We start from the raw sequence: 13,532 nt of genomic DNA, 5'->3' as shown, positions 1-13,532 counted from the left end.
TTTTGGCGCATTGTTTTAACAAAAATTAACAAACAAGATATTTATGGGAGCAAATATTGCTGTAAATTCTGATAACAAAGAAACCTGGGGCGGAGGTGGAGCAAAACCATTTGGCGCTAGTTATGGTAAAATGATGATGTGGTTTTTCATCTTATCAGATGCATTAACCTTTTCTGGATTCTTAGCAGCGTACGGTTTAACGCGTTTTAAATTTATTGATTCTTGGCCAATTGCCGACGAAGTGTTTACTCACATTCCGTTTATACATGGTAATTTCCCAATGTATTATGTAGCGTTTATGACCTTTATATTAATCGTGTCGTCGGTAACAATGGTGTTAGCGGTAGATGCAGGTCATCAAATGAAACAGAAAAAAGTAGCATGGTATATGTTTGCTACTATTGTTTTTGGTTTAATCTTCGTTGGTTCTCAAGCATGGGAATGGAAAACTTTTATTAAAGGTTCTTACGGAGCTGTTAAAACTTCTGATAATCATATTTTACAATTCGTAAAAGATGGGCATCAAATAGCATTAGCAGATTTTATCCATACAGATAGAAAGGATGATAGAATTCATCATACACGTAAAAATGGTCTTTGGTTCGATCAAGAGCCTGCAATTGCTCAATATTCTGTAGCTCAGGTACAAGAGGCATTTAAAAAAGATCCATCTTTATTAATTAGAACTGAAAGAGTAAATCCTGAAACAAAACAAAAAATTGTTTTATCTAGAGAAGAAAGTTTAGCGCAATTAGCATTAGCAACTAGGGTTGTTGAAGGTGCAAACTTAATAGAGAACGAATATGGTAACCCAATATTTGCAGATTTCTTCTTCTTTATTACTGGTTTCCACGGATTCCACGTATTCTCAGGAATTGTTTTAAATATCATCATTTTCTTTAATGTTATCTTAGGTACTTACGAAAGAAGAGGACATTACGAAATGGTAGAAAAAGTAGGTTTATATTGGCACTTTGTAGATTTAGTTTGGGTATTTGTATTTACCTTCTTCTACTTAGTATAATCATAAAAAGATAGCAAAAATGGGTCACGCACACGAATCTAACACAAAAAGAATTTGGATTGTATTAGCAATTTTATCGGTAGTAACTGCTGTCGAGGTAGGATTAGGTATTGCTAAGCCAGAAAGTTTACACTTAAACGGTTTTGGAACTAGTTGGTTAAACTGGATATTCTTAATCTTAACAATTGTAAAAGCATATTATATTGCATGGGCATTCATGCACTTAGAAGGAGAGAAAAAATGGTTTAGACGTTCTTTAGTTTGGACTGCAGTTTTCTTAATTTCTTACTTAACGTTTATCGTTTTAATAGAAGGAAGTTATTTACACGAAACATTAGCACCACTTGTAAAATGGTAATATGTTTTTAATAAAATATAAGGTGGTGTTTAACCACCTTTTTTTTGCCTAAAACTAAACTCAAAAAATGACTAAAACTCAAAAATATATTGTACTGTTTACTTTGTTTATAGTTCCGTTGTTGTTCTATATTTTCTTACAACTAGGCACACATAACTTTGGTAAATTACCTGTAGTTTCTAAAGATATATTAGATGTTTCTTTAGTAGATAAAAACAAAACTTTTAAAAATAAAGTTACAGTAGTAGCTTTCTTAGGGAATGATTTGATTGCTGCTGAAGGAGAATTGTATAACCTAAATGAAAAAGTATATAAAAAGTTTTATGGGTATACAGATTTTCAGCTGATAGCATTAGTAGCTAAAGGACAAGAAGAAGAGATTGAGAAAATTAAAAAGAAACTTCAAATAAATACCAATTTAATAAAATGGCATTTTGTGACGGTTTCAGAAAAAGAAATAGAAGCGATTTATGAAGGATTGAAATTAGAGTCTAAATTAGACGATAATTATCATTCTTCAAAAGCATATATTATTGATAAAGAGAATCAATTAAGAAGAGGAAAGTCTACGATTAATGGTCAAAAAGACAAACGACTTTTTGGGTATGATATGAAGTCTGTAGCAGAACTTAAAAATGACATGCATGACGATGTAAAAGTTGTTTTAGCAGAATACAGTTTTGCTTTAAAGAAATATGGTAGTTCAGAAAGAAGAATAGATAAAATTAAAAATGAAAAAAAGTAAATATTCATACGTAGGAATTTCGTTTATAGTTTTGCTTTTTGGTATTTATTCAGTACCAAAAATTATAAAACACTTCAAAAAAGCCGATTTACATACGTTTAATAAAGTTCCAGATTTTGAGTTTATCAATCAGAATGGAAAAACAATTACCAATAAAGATTATGATGGTAAAGTGTATGTAGTAGAGTTCTTCTTTACAACATGTTCTACCATTTGCCCGATAATGAATAAAAAAATGGTAACGATTCAAAATGAGTTCTTAGGAAATCCAAATTTCGGTATAGCATCATTTTCTATTAATCCAGATACCGATACTCCAGATGTAATGAAAAGCTATGCTTCTCATTATGGAATTAATCATAAAAACTGGAATCTATTAACAGGAAAACCAGACGATGTAGTTTTTAAATTATCTAACGACGGATTTAAATTACCTGTTGGTATAGGAGATGAAACTCACGACGGATTTTATCACTCTGGTATGTTTGCATTGGTAGATAAAGATGGAAACTTAAGATCTCGTTACGATGAACATGGAAACCCTATCGCATTCTATAGAGCGTTAGATGAACACGGTCTTTCAGATCAAATTCAAGAATTAAAAGAAGATATTAAATTGTTGTTAAATGAGTAATACATCAATACAAGAAAAAAACTATAAACGATTTATTACAATTGTATCAATTGTAATACCATTAGCAGTAGCATTATTATTTAGAGTTAATTTAAGAGAGTTAGGTTTAGATGTAGAACCTCTTCGTTTTCTACCGCCTATTTATGCAAGTATTAATGCATTAACAGCTGTTTTATTAGTAGCATCGGTAGTAGTTATAAAAAAAGGAAACAGAAAACTGCATGAACAATTAAATACAGTAGCTATTGTATGTTCAGTGTTGTTTTTAATAATGTATGTAGCGTATCATATGACCTCTAATTCGACTAAGTTTGGAGGTGAAGGAGTTATAAAATACATCTACTTATTTATATTATTTACTCATATTGTATTATCAATAATTATCATCCCATTTGTATTGGTAACTTTTATGCGAGCTAGATTAGGAAAATTTCCTGAGCATAAAAAAATAGCGAAAATTACGTTCCCGTTATGGTTATATGTTGCAGTTAGTGGGGTAGTGGTTTATTTAATGATATCACCTTATTATGTTTAAAAAACTTTTTATACTATTCGTTATATTTTTTTCTGTTGAAGTTTCAGCTCAATGCGCAATGTGTAAAGCTGTGGTTGAAGGAGGTAATGAAACTATAGCTGAAGGAGTAAATAACGGAATCACGTATTTAATGGTGTTTCCATACGTTTTGGTGGCGTTACTTTTTTATCTTTTAATAAGATATAGAAGGAAAGCAGAAAATTAACACTTCAATAAGAAAAAAATAGTGTAACATAATTTAATTTTAGTCGTCATATAGAAGCAATTAATTAAAACATGTTCAATTTTATATTAATTATTGTTCATAATTGAACATGTTTTAATTAATTTGTTTTGTCAAAATACTGATAATTAGCTTTTTATATTGTTTTCTTTTTTTGGATTACTAATTGAAAAGCTTATATAAACCAAAAAAGAATTCGTTTTGAAAACTAAAATTGTATTACTAGCCACTTTACTACTATCTGTTACTGCAACTTTTTCACAAAAAAAATGGACACTTAAAGAATGTGTCGATTATGCTTTAAAGAATAATATTTCAGTAAAGCAAAACCAGTTAAATGTTCAGTTGGCTGAAAAAGATGTTGCTATAGCTAAAGGTAATTTTTTACCTGATTTAAATGCTTCTGGTGGATCGTCATTTGCAATCGGACCAGTTATTAATCAGGTAACTAATACTAGAGTAGGATCAACAAACTCATTGTCAGGATCTGGTAGTGTTACTTCAAGTATTAATGTTTTTAACGGTTTTAGAAACTTAAATACTAAAAAACAAGCATTGTTGGGTGTAGAAGGAAGTAAATTAGATTTGCAAGTAATTGAGAACGATATTTCTTTAAATGTAGTTAACACGTATTTAAATGTATTGTTTGCAAAAGAAAACTTATCTGTTGCCCAAGTTCAAGCAGAGATCAGTAAGAAACAAATTGAAAGAGCTCAAGCTCAATTTGATGCAGGGGCAATACCTAAAGGAGATTTATTAAATGTTCAGTCTACTGCTGTAGCTGATGCTCAAAATGTAGTTACTCAAGAAAATACATTGAATCTAGCTTTGTTGAGATTAGCACAGTTGTTACAAGTTTCTTCAGATAATTTTGATGTGGAAAAATTAACAATAGATTCTCCATCATCTGCAATGTTATATAATAGTGCAACCCAAGTATATAATAAAGCACTGACCAATAGACCAGAAATTGATAGAGCCGAACTTAATGTTAAAAACTCTGAATTAGCTATAGATATTCAAAAGAGTGCTTATTATCCAACAGTAACTGCTTCTGCTGGAGCAAGAACTAACTTTTATTATGATTTAGAGAGAGATTTAGGTGAGCCTGGGTTGTTTAAACAATTGAATAATCAATTAAATTACTCTTTAGGAGTAAATGTAAATATTCCAATATTTAATCGTTTACAAACAAAAAACAGAGTAGCTAAATCTATTATAAGTAAAGAAAATTCTGAATTAGCTTTAGAAAATCAAAAATTACAATTACGTCAAACAATAGAACAAGCTTACTTAGATGCAAAAGCTGCTGCTAAAACTTTTGAAGCCGCTAAAATTTCTTTAGAAGCTCAAAATGAAGCATTTAAAAACGCACAAGAAAGTTATAATTATGGTGCTATGACTCAGTTTGATTATGATCAAGTAAGAAACCGAAAAGTAAATGCAGAAGGAGCAATGATTAGGGCTAAGTACGATTATGTATTTAGAACAAAAGTTCTTAAGTTTTACTTTGGTGAATCTATTATAGATTAAATAGTACAAAATAATAGTATAAAAACCTTGTTGAATCTAATTCAGCAAGGTTTTTTCTTTTAAGTATCTTTGCTTAAAATTTGATTACATTGGCAATTATTCTCAATATAGAAACGGCAACAAAAAACTGCTCGGTTAGTTTAGCAAAAGAAGGAAAGATTATAGCGATTAAAGAGCTGAATGATGGTAATTATTCACATGCAGAAAAATTACATCCTTTTATTAATGAAGTAGTAGAAGAAGCACAGATTTCTAAATCAGAAATAGATGCAATTGCAGTAAGTAAAGGTCCTGGATCATACACAGGTTTACGTATTGGGGTTTCAGCAGCAAAAGGATTATGCTTTTCATTAGATAAACCGTTAATTTCTATTGAAACACTGAGATCTTTAGCAAGTTCTATAACTGTTAAAGATGGAGTAATAGTACCAATGTTAGATGCTAGAAGAATGGAAGTGTATTCCTCAGTTTATGATGCTGAAGGAAATCAGGCAAGAGAAATAAAAGCAGAGATTATTGATAAAAATTCTTTCTCAGAATATTTAGAAAAAGGAAATGTATATTTCTTAGGTGACGGAGCTGCAAAATGTAAAGAAGTTATTCAACATAAGAACGCTAATTTTATAGACGATAAGTTTCCATCAGCAAAAGAAATGGCTGCTTTAAGTTTTCATAAATATAAAAAAGACGACATCGAAGATGTCGCCTATTTTGAACCTTTTTATTTAAAGGACTTTGTGGTTACTTCTGAGAAGAAGAAAGTTTAACCTTCTTTTTGAATCTCAACCGAGTGTGGATATGGTATTTCAATACCAGCTTTATCTAGTGCTAGTTTTACATTTTCTGTAGTCCCGAAGTAAACATCCCAATAGTCAGCAGTGTTAGTCCAAGGTCTAACAGCAAAGTTTACTGAGCTATCTGCTAATTCCGAAACGTTTACAGATGGTGCAGGATCTTGTAATACCTTTGGGTTAGAAGTTAAAACTTCCATTAATATTTCTTTTGTTTTCTTAATGTCAGCATCGTAAGAAACACCAAAAGTTAAATCTACACGTAGTTTACCTTCGGCTGTGTAGTTGATAATATTTCCATTTGATAATGCTCCGTTTGGTATAATAGCTAAACGATTTCCCGGAGTGTTAACATGAGTTGTAAAAATTTGAATTTCTTTTACGACACCAGTAATTCCTTGTGCTTCGATTAAATCGCCTATTTTAAAAGGTTTAAAAATCATTATTAGTGCACCACCAGCAAAGTTAGATAAAGAACCTTGTAAGGCTAAACCAACCGCTAAACCAGCAGCACCAATAATAGCAGCAAAAGAAGTTGTAGCAACACCTAGTTTAGAAACTACAGTTACAAATAATAAAGCTTTTAAAGACCAGCTAATTAAATCACCTAAAAATCGTTGAAGTGTTACGTCTACTCCTTGTTTTTGCATTACTTTTTTAGTAGCTTTTACTATAAATTTAATGGCAAATAAACCAACTATTAAAATAGCTAAAGCGGTTAATATTTTTGGAGTGTAATCGATAAGTAAAGTTTGAATTTTATTCCAATACTTTTCCATGTTTAATAAAATTGAATGTTATAAATTAATAATTATTTGGGTAGTAGTATAGTGTTAAATTTGAAAGCGCAATTTACATTAAGAAAGATAATATACCAAGTAAAGCGGGTATAGACTGTATAAAGAATATTCTTGGTTTTTTGGTTGAATAGGCTCCATAAATTCCAGCGACAAATACACATGCTAAAAAGAAAATAGCTACATCAGTTTTTTGTGATATCATACTCCATATTAAACCAGCGGCTAAAAACCCATTATACAAACCTTGGTTTGCAGCTAATACTTTAGTTTCCTCTGCAAACTCTTTGCTCTTTAATCCAAAAGTTTTTATTCCTTTAGGTTTAGTCCATAAAACCATTTCTAATACGACAATATATATATGAATTAAAGCAACTAAGCCAAGGAAAATTAAGTTAAGGGTATTCATAATTTTTAATTTTAAATATAAAAAACGGTTTAGAAAATTTTCTAAACCGCTATAGTAGTAGTTATATACATAAATTACTTTACTTCAAAAGTAACTTTTAAGTTCACTCTAAATTCAGAAACCTCATCGTCGTTTACTACAACACTTTGAGATTGCACAAAGGCAGATTTAATACCTTTAACAGATTTTGATGCTTGTTTTACTGCTTTCTTGGTTGCATCTTCCCAACTTTTTTCTGAGTTAGCTAAAATCTCAATAACTTTCATTACTGCCATAATAATTTTTTTATCGGTTAATATCTACTTGTAAATATATTAAAAAATATGCTCTAATTAAAGTTGAAAATTCTTTATAAAACACTCAATGTTAATTTAATGTTATGTAAATGTTGGAAATTTGTAAACTTTTAAATATATTTGTAATGTAAGTGTTAATCAATAAAGTATTGAATATGAAAAAAATAGTAGTTATAGCATGTATGTTGTCAGTTTCGTTAATGAGTGCACAAGAAATAAAGCCTAAATACGAAAAAGCAGGAGAATTAGTAAAAGTTACTTTCTTTCATGAGAATGGTAAAGTAAAAGAGCAAGGCTTTTTTAAGGATAAAAAATTAGCTGGAACTTGGACTACTTTTGATGTAAAAGGAAATAAAACTGCTATTGCCCACTATGAAAACGGGAAAAAAGTAGGGAAATGGTTTATGTGGAGTAATGATGGACTTAAAGAAATTAACTACAAAGATAATGCTGTGGCAAGTGTACAACACTGGAAAGAAGCGAATAACATTGCAATTAAGTAACTACTACTATTATAAATATTAAAAGGTTGAGTTTTTAAACTCAACCTTTTTTATTTTCTACCAAAATCAGCAGGAATTTCTCCCCAAGCTTTGGTTTCCCATTTTAAAATGGGGTTTTTATATGTGCTAGTTTTTAACCAATTCTCTGCTCGTTTAATTAAATCTAAAATATCTTTATTAGAGCTATCAAAAACAAGATTGGTTTTACATTGTTTTTGTTTAATCCAACTCATGGCTATCTTAGAGTCAGAATAAATAGGAATTATTGGTTGATTTTTACTTTTTAATAAGGCTATTCCATGAACCAAAGCTAAAAACTCACCAATGTTATTAGTACCGTTTTTAAAAGGTCCCATTCTAAAAATTTCTTTTTTATTGTGTGTTAAAACCCCTCTATATTCCATAATTCCAGGGTTGCCAGCACAAGCGGCATCTACAGAAATACTTTCCATAATTGGAGTTCCGTATTTAGCTTTTTCAGTAGGAGATAAAACCGTTTTTTTAGTGTCTTTACCTTTATACTTTTCGTAAGATTTTGTAAGCGCTTTTTCAGCATCTATTTTATTAGCAAAAGCTTTGTATTGCGCTCCCTGAAAACCATCTACCTGTTTTTTACATTCATTCCAAGAGGTAAAAACTCCTGCTTTTTTTCCTTTCCATACTACATAAAACTTTTTTTTAGGCATTTTAAATTGTAGTTTTTATGATGATTTCTTCAATTATTCTTGGGAAATGTAAATATTCTAATTCATGAACTTTTTTAGCAATATCTTCAGGAGTATCATTTTCTGAAAGTGAGGTAGAAGTCTGAAAAATAACAGCCCCTTCATCGTAATTCTCATTTACATAATGAATTGTTATTCCAGTTTCTACTTCATTATTTTCCTTAACTGCCTTATGAACATTCATTCCATACATACCTTTTCCTCCGTATTTAGGAAGTAAAGCAGGATGAATATTTATGATCTTATTTGGAAAAGCTTCCACAATTTTTTCTGGAATTTTCCATAAAAAACCAGCTAAAACAATAAAATCGGCTTCCGTTAGTAAAAAATTAAGTACCGTGTCATCTTTCCTAAAGCTCTCTTTATCAAATAATGAAGCGTCTATATTTAAGCGTTCGCAACGCTCAAAAACTTTGGCATGCTCATTGTTAGACAGCACATGAGTAACGTTAGCAACAGATGAAGTTTGGAAGTATTTAATAATATTTTCGGCATTGGTACCAGAGCCCGAAGCAAAAATTACGATACGTTTCATTGGTTTTTTGTTGTGTTGTTACTGCAAAAAAAAGAATAATTATTAACAACAAAGGCAAGAATAGTAAAAGATTGAAGTATTTTTTTTATTTTAGACATCACAATTTTTTAACAAAAATTAGAATTAAAAGCTAAGATTTGTATTTTTGCCCCGATTTTAAATTTTAAAACTTATAAAATTATGTCAGACATTGCATCAAGAGTAAAGGCAATTATCGTAGACAAATTAGGAGTAGACGATAACGAAGTAACTAACGAAGCAAGCTTCACTAACGATTTAGGAGCAGATTCTTTAGATACAGTTGAGTTAATCATGGAATTCGAAAAAGAATTTGATATTCAAATTCCAGACGATCAAGCTGAGAATATTGGTACAGTAGGTCAAGCGATTAGCTATATAGAAGACGCAAAAAAATAAGAATTATATGCAATTAAAGCGAGTTGTAGTAACTGGACTTGGCGCATTAACGCCAATAGGAAACAATAAAGAAGAATATTGGAACGGCTTAGTTAACGGAGTTAGCGGAGCAGCACCTATAACGTATTTCGATGCTGCCAAGTTCAAAACTCGTTTTGCATGTGAATTGAAAGACTTCAACGTGAATGATTTCATACATAGAAAAGAATCACGTAGAATGGATAGATTTACGCAATATGCTATGGTAGCTTCAGATGAAGCTATTGCAGATGCTAAATTAAATCTAGATGAAGTTAACAAATTACGCGTTGGTGTAATTTGGGGAGCAGGAATTGGTGGATTAGAAACTTTCCAAGACGAAGTTTTAAACTACGCTAATGGAGATGGAACTCCTAAGTTTAATCCATTCTTTATCCCAAAAATGATTGCAGATATCGCACCAGGTAACATATCTATTAAAAACGGATTTATGGGGCCTAACTATACTACAGTATCTGCTTGTGCATCATCAGCAAACGCTATGATAGATGCTTTAAACTACATTCGCTTAGGTCATTGTGATGTAATTGTAACAGGAGGTTCAGAAGCTGCAGTTACAATTGCAGGTATGGGAGGTTTTAATGCAATGCACGCTTTATCTACAAACAATGAAAATCATAAAACGGCATCTAGACCTTTTGACGCTACTAGAGATGGATTTGTTTTAGGAGAAGGAGCAGGAGCAATTGTATTAGAAGAATACGAACATGCTAAAGCAAGAGGCGCTAAGATTTATGCTGAAGTTGTTGGTGGAGGATTATCTTCGGATGCTCACCACATGACAGCACCTCACCCAGAAGGAGTTGGAGTGATAGCAGTAATGAAAAACTGTTTAGAAAATGCTGGCTTACAACCAGAAGAAGTTGATCATATTAACACTCATGGTACTTCTACACCATTAGGAGATGTTGCTGAATTAAAAGCAATTTCTGAAGTATTTGGAGATCATGCTAAAAACATCAACATTAACTCAACAAAATCTATGACAGGTCACTTGTTGGGAGCTGCAGGAGCAATTGAATCTATTGCAACATTATTGGCTATGGAACATGGTATGGTTCCTCCAACGATTAATCACACTACAGTTGATGAGAATATCAATCCAGAATTAAACTTAACATTAAATAAAGCTCAAAAGAGAGATATTAAAGTTGCAATTAGCAATACGTTTGGTTTTGGTGGTCATAATGCATGTGTTGCTTTTAAAAAGTTGGACTAAAATTTAATGAATGAATTTTCTTCGTAGAATAGTAAAGCCACAATCTAAAGAAGACGAGGACTTCTACTACGAATTAAAGGAATTATTAAATTTTAAACCTATAAAGCTTTCTCATTATAAGAAGGCTTTTACACATCGTTCTCTAAAACTAGTTGATAGCAAAGGAAATCCGATTAATTATGAACGCTTAGAGTTTTTAGGCGACGCTATTTTAGGTTCTGTAATAGCATCTTATTTATACAAAGAATCTCCTAAAGGAAACGAAGGATATTTAACCCAAATGCGCTCTAAAGTAGTTAGTAGAGAACATTTAAATTCTTTAGGTAAAGATTTAGAACTTATTCGATTTGTAAAGAGTAATATTGCTAAAGAACATATTAGTGATAATATTCATGGAAACATTTTCGAAGCTTTAATAGGTGCTATTTATTTAGATAGAGGATATAACTACTGTCATCAATTTATTTACGAACAAGTAATATTACCTTATGTAGATTTAGAACGCTTAGAAGGCAAAATAAGTAGCTATAAAGGTTATGTTATAGAATGGTGTCAAAAGAATAAGAAAAAGTATAGTTTTCAATCTTACGAAGATTCTGGTAACCAAAATAAAAAGCACTTTAGTGTGAAAATAAGTATTGAGGGCACAGTTATGGCAAAAGGAAGAGCTACTTCTAAGAAAAAGGCAGAAGAAATTGCAGCCAAAAGAGTGTACTATGCAATGCAAACTCAAATGAAGAGTTCTTAACACTTAGCCGAAAACGTTTTCGTTAATTTCACAATTTCTTATCATTTCATTCCTTAACTTAGCAATAAGAAAATAGAGGTTTGTCTATGCAGTCTTATTCGTTAGAAATCAATGATTTTTGTTGTAGTGAGTATACTTTAATAAGTGTTCATACACCATTAAATGATTATAAACTTGCATATTTACTCAACAAATATTTAGGAATTAAGCTAACCAGAGCTAATTACGATTTAGACTTTAATAACAATAATAATAAGTCGTCTTATCCCGTTTTTGAGTACTTAGATAAAGAGTTAGATAATAATTGGTTTTTAATTACGAATGTTTTTAAAGAAAAACGAAAAACTGATCTTACTACTTTATTTGAAGAAAGTGATGTAAAAACGTATTTAATTCCTGAAAAGAAAAAAGTCGACTACTTTTTAAAAATAGAAGGAGATTTCGAGTACGAGTACATCATTAAAACGTTGGAGAAAATAAAATATATTCCGCAGATAGCAACCTCTTATACAGTAGAAACAGATACACTAAAATCAAAAGAAAATTTAATTTTTTAACCTATGCCACACAATAAAAAGACCAAAATTGTAGCTACCCTAGGACCCGCAACAAATACTAAAGAAATTTTAGCAGAAATGGGAGCTTCTGGAGTGAACGTTTTCCGTATTAATTTTTCTCATGCCGATTACGATATTGTAAAAGAACGAGTTCGTCAAATTAGAGAAATTAATAAAGAACGAGGTTATAATGTGGCTATTCTTGCCGATTTACAAGGTCCTAAATTACGTGTGGGTGTAATGGAAGATGGAGTAGAGGTTAAAGCTGGAGATACATTTATATTTACAACTGAAGAATGCACGGGTACAGTAGAAAGAGCTTTTATGACGTATCAACGTTTTCCTAAAGATGTAAAAGTTGGTGAAAATATTTTAGTGGATGATGGTAAGTTACAGTTCGAAGTAGTATCTACAGATAAAGAAAAAGAAGTAGTAACTAAGGTTATTGTCGGTGGCCCTTTAAAGTCTAAAAAAGGAGTTAATCTTCCAAATACAGCAATTTCGTTACCTGCACTTACAGAGAAAGATAAAAAAGATGTTGTTTTTGCTTTAGAGCAAGAAGTAGATTGGATTGCACTTTCATTTGTGCGTACACCAGAAGATTTACGTATGTTACGTGATTTAATTAAACAAAAATCACGTTATAGAGTACCAGTAATTGCAAAAATAGAAAAGCCAGAAGCAGTTGAAAATATTGATGCGTTAATACCATATTGTGATGGGTTAATGGTTGCCCGTGGAGATTTAGGTGTAGAAATTCCAATGCAAGATGTTCCGTTAATTCAAAAGAGTTTAGTGCATAGAGCTAAACAAGCAAGAATTCCGGTAATTATTGCTACACAGATGATGGAAACAATGATTGAAAACTCTGTACCAACAAGAGCAGAGGTAAATGATGTTGCAAACTCTATTATGGATGGAGCAGATGCTGTAATGTTATCTGGAGAAACATCAGTAGGTAAACACCCAGTAAGAGTTATTAAGAAAATGACAGAAATTATTGGTAGTGTTGAATTTTCAGATTTAATTAAAGTTCCGCAAGAAGCACCGCATATTCGTACAAATCGTTTTATAACTAAATCGGTATGTCACCATGCAGCTTTAATGGCAGATGATATTAATGCATCTGCAATTTCTACATTAACAAATAGTGGTTATACAGCGTTTCAAATTTCGGCTTGGAGACCAAAATCACATGTAATTGCATTTACTTCTGAAAAAAGAATTTTAGGAAAACTAAATTTACTTTGGGGAGTGAGAGCTTATTACTATGACAGAAATTTAAGTACTGATGATACAGTTGATGATGTTAACGAAATTATTAAAGAAAAAGGGTTTGTAAATACAGGAGATTTTGTGATTAACCTTTCTTCTATGCCAGTGAAAGCTAAAGGAATGGTAAACACTTTGCGTGTTTCTCAAATAGACTAAAATAAACTTAAAT

The 13,532-nt window shown here is 31.1% G+C and carries 19 protein-coding genes; 14 read left to right on the top strand and 5 right to left on the bottom strand.

Going from position 1 to position 13,532, the window contains the following annotated elements:
* Positions 1-43: 43 nt before the first annotated feature.
* From WH52_RS04010 to tsaB, 8 genes are all read left to right on the top strand, one after another.
* Positions 44-1,024 (top strand): cytochrome c oxidase subunit 3, encoded by a 981-nt coding sequence (locus tag WH52_RS04010; RefSeq protein WP_086029644.1) that lies wholly within the window; start codon positions 44-46, stop codon positions 1,022-1,024.
* Between the two features lie 19 nt (positions 1,025-1,043).
* On the top strand, positions 1,044-1,382 hold the full coding sequence (locus WH52_RS04005; protein WP_086029643.1) for a cytochrome C oxidase subunit IV family protein: 339 nt from the start codon (positions 1,044-1,046) through the stop codon (positions 1,380-1,382).
* Positions 1,383-1,449: 67 nt separating this feature from the next.
* A complete protein-coding gene (locus WH52_RS04000; protein WP_086029642.1) occupies positions 1,450-2,127 on the top strand; it encodes a thioredoxin domain-containing protein in 678 nt (225 codons plus the stop codon).
* Complete coding sequence (locus tag WH52_RS03995; protein ID WP_086029641.1) at positions 2,114-2,761, top strand: SCO family protein; 648 nt, start codon at positions 2,114-2,116, stop codon at positions 2,759-2,761. The genes WH52_RS04000 and WH52_RS03995 overlap by 14 nt, the downstream gene beginning before the upstream one ends.
* Entirely contained in the window at positions 2,754-3,296 is a 543-nt protein-coding gene (locus WH52_RS03990; RefSeq protein WP_086029640.1) for a DUF420 domain-containing protein, read from the top strand. Before WH52_RS03995 ends, WH52_RS03990 begins: the two co-directional genes overlap by 8 nt.
* Positions 3,297-3,354: 58 nt before the next feature.
* Entirely contained in the window at positions 3,355-3,501 is a 147-nt protein-coding gene (locus WH52_RS03985) for a hypothetical protein (protein ID WP_317041836.1), read from the top strand.
* A 219-nt stretch (positions 3,502-3,720) separates the two neighbouring features.
* The gene (locus WH52_RS03980; protein WP_086029638.1) at positions 3,721-5,052 is read left to right on the top strand and encodes a TolC family protein; all 1,332 of its coding nucleotides are present in this window, start codon (positions 3,721-3,723) and stop codon (positions 5,050-5,052) included.
* Positions 5,053-5,141: 89 nt separating this feature from the next.
* Positions 5,142-5,819, top strand: a complete 678-nt coding sequence (gene tsaB / locus WH52_RS03975; protein ID WP_086029637.1) for a tRNA (adenosine(37)-N6)-threonylcarbamoyltransferase complex dimerization subunit type 1 TsaB — start codon at positions 5,142-5,144, stop codon at positions 5,817-5,819.
* On the opposite strand, the gene WH52_RS03970 is transcribed toward tsaB, so the two are convergent.
* The 3 genes from WH52_RS03970 to WH52_RS03960 all read right to left on the bottom strand — a co-directional run bounded on the left by WH52_RS03970 (position 5,816) and on the right by WH52_RS03960 (position 7,324).
* Positions 5,816-6,622, bottom strand: a complete 807-nt coding sequence (locus WH52_RS03970) for a mechanosensitive ion channel family protein (protein ID WP_086029636.1) — start codon at positions 6,620-6,622, stop codon at positions 5,816-5,818. The genes tsaB and WH52_RS03970 overlap by 4 nt on opposite strands.
* Positions 6,623-6,695: 73 nt before the next feature.
* Positions 6,696-7,049, bottom strand: coding sequence for a DUF1304 domain-containing protein (locus WH52_RS03965; protein WP_086029635.1), 354 nt, complete (start codon positions 7,047-7,049; stop codon positions 6,696-6,698).
* Between the two features lie 74 nt (positions 7,050-7,123).
* Positions 7,124-7,324 (bottom strand): dodecin family protein, encoded by a 201-nt coding sequence (locus tag WH52_RS03960; RefSeq protein WP_086029634.1) that lies wholly within the window; start codon positions 7,322-7,324, stop codon positions 7,124-7,126.
* A 176-nt stretch (positions 7,325-7,500) separates the two neighbouring features.
* Between WH52_RS03960 and WH52_RS03955 the strand changes: the two genes are divergently transcribed.
* A complete protein-coding gene (locus WH52_RS03955) occupies positions 7,501-7,848 on the top strand; it encodes a toxin-antitoxin system YwqK family antitoxin (protein WP_086029633.1) in 348 nt (115 codons plus the stop codon).
* A gap of 50 nt (positions 7,849-7,898) precedes the next feature.
* Here the strand turns inward: WH52_RS03955 and WH52_RS03950 are convergent, their stop codons facing one another.
* Together WH52_RS03950 and purN are read right to left on the bottom strand one after the other, a co-directional pair.
* Positions 7,899-8,534, bottom strand: a complete 636-nt coding sequence (locus WH52_RS03950; RefSeq protein WP_086029632.1) for a ribonuclease H1 domain-containing protein — start codon at positions 8,532-8,534, stop codon at positions 7,899-7,901.
* A 1-nt stretch (position 8,535) separates the two neighbouring features.
* Complete coding sequence (gene purN / locus WH52_RS03945) at positions 8,536-9,108, bottom strand: phosphoribosylglycinamide formyltransferase (protein WP_086029631.1); 573 nt, start codon at positions 9,106-9,108, stop codon at positions 8,536-8,538.
* Positions 9,109-9,288: 180 nt separating this feature from the next.
* Between purN and WH52_RS03940 the strand changes: the two genes are divergently transcribed.
* From WH52_RS03940 to pyk, 5 genes are all read left to right on the top strand, one after another.
* Positions 9,289-9,525, top strand: coding sequence for an acyl carrier protein (locus WH52_RS03940; protein ID WP_028891431.1), 237 nt, complete (start codon positions 9,289-9,291; stop codon positions 9,523-9,525).
* Positions 9,526-9,532: 7 nt separating this feature from the next.
* Positions 9,533-10,783, top strand: a complete 1,251-nt coding sequence (gene fabF, locus WH52_RS03935; protein WP_086029630.1) for a beta-ketoacyl-ACP synthase II — start codon at positions 9,533-9,535, stop codon at positions 10,781-10,783.
* A 10-nt stretch (positions 10,784-10,793) separates the two neighbouring features.
* Complete coding sequence (gene rnc, locus WH52_RS03930) at positions 10,794-11,531, top strand: ribonuclease III (protein WP_086029629.1); 738 nt, start codon at positions 10,794-10,796, stop codon at positions 11,529-11,531.
* An 86-nt stretch (positions 11,532-11,617) separates the two neighbouring features.
* Positions 11,618-12,088 carry an IPExxxVDY family protein gene (locus tag WH52_RS03925; protein WP_086029628.1) on the top strand — a complete coding sequence of 157 codons (471 nt, stop codon included), beginning with the start codon at positions 11,618-11,620 and terminating at the stop codon, positions 12,086-12,088.
* A 3-nt stretch (positions 12,089-12,091) separates the two neighbouring features.
* Complete coding sequence (pyk, locus tag WH52_RS03920) at positions 12,092-13,519, top strand: pyruvate kinase (RefSeq protein WP_086029627.1); 1,428 nt, start codon at positions 12,092-12,094, stop codon at positions 13,517-13,519.
* Positions 13,520-13,532 lie beyond the last annotated feature (13 nt).

This window comes from Tenacibaculum holothuriorum (genome assembly GCF_002120225.1).
Lineage (GTDB): Bacteria > Bacteroidota > Bacteroidia > Flavobacteriales > Flavobacteriaceae > Polaribacter > Polaribacter holothuriorum.
This window is presented reverse-complemented; position numbering and strand designations above follow the sequence as displayed.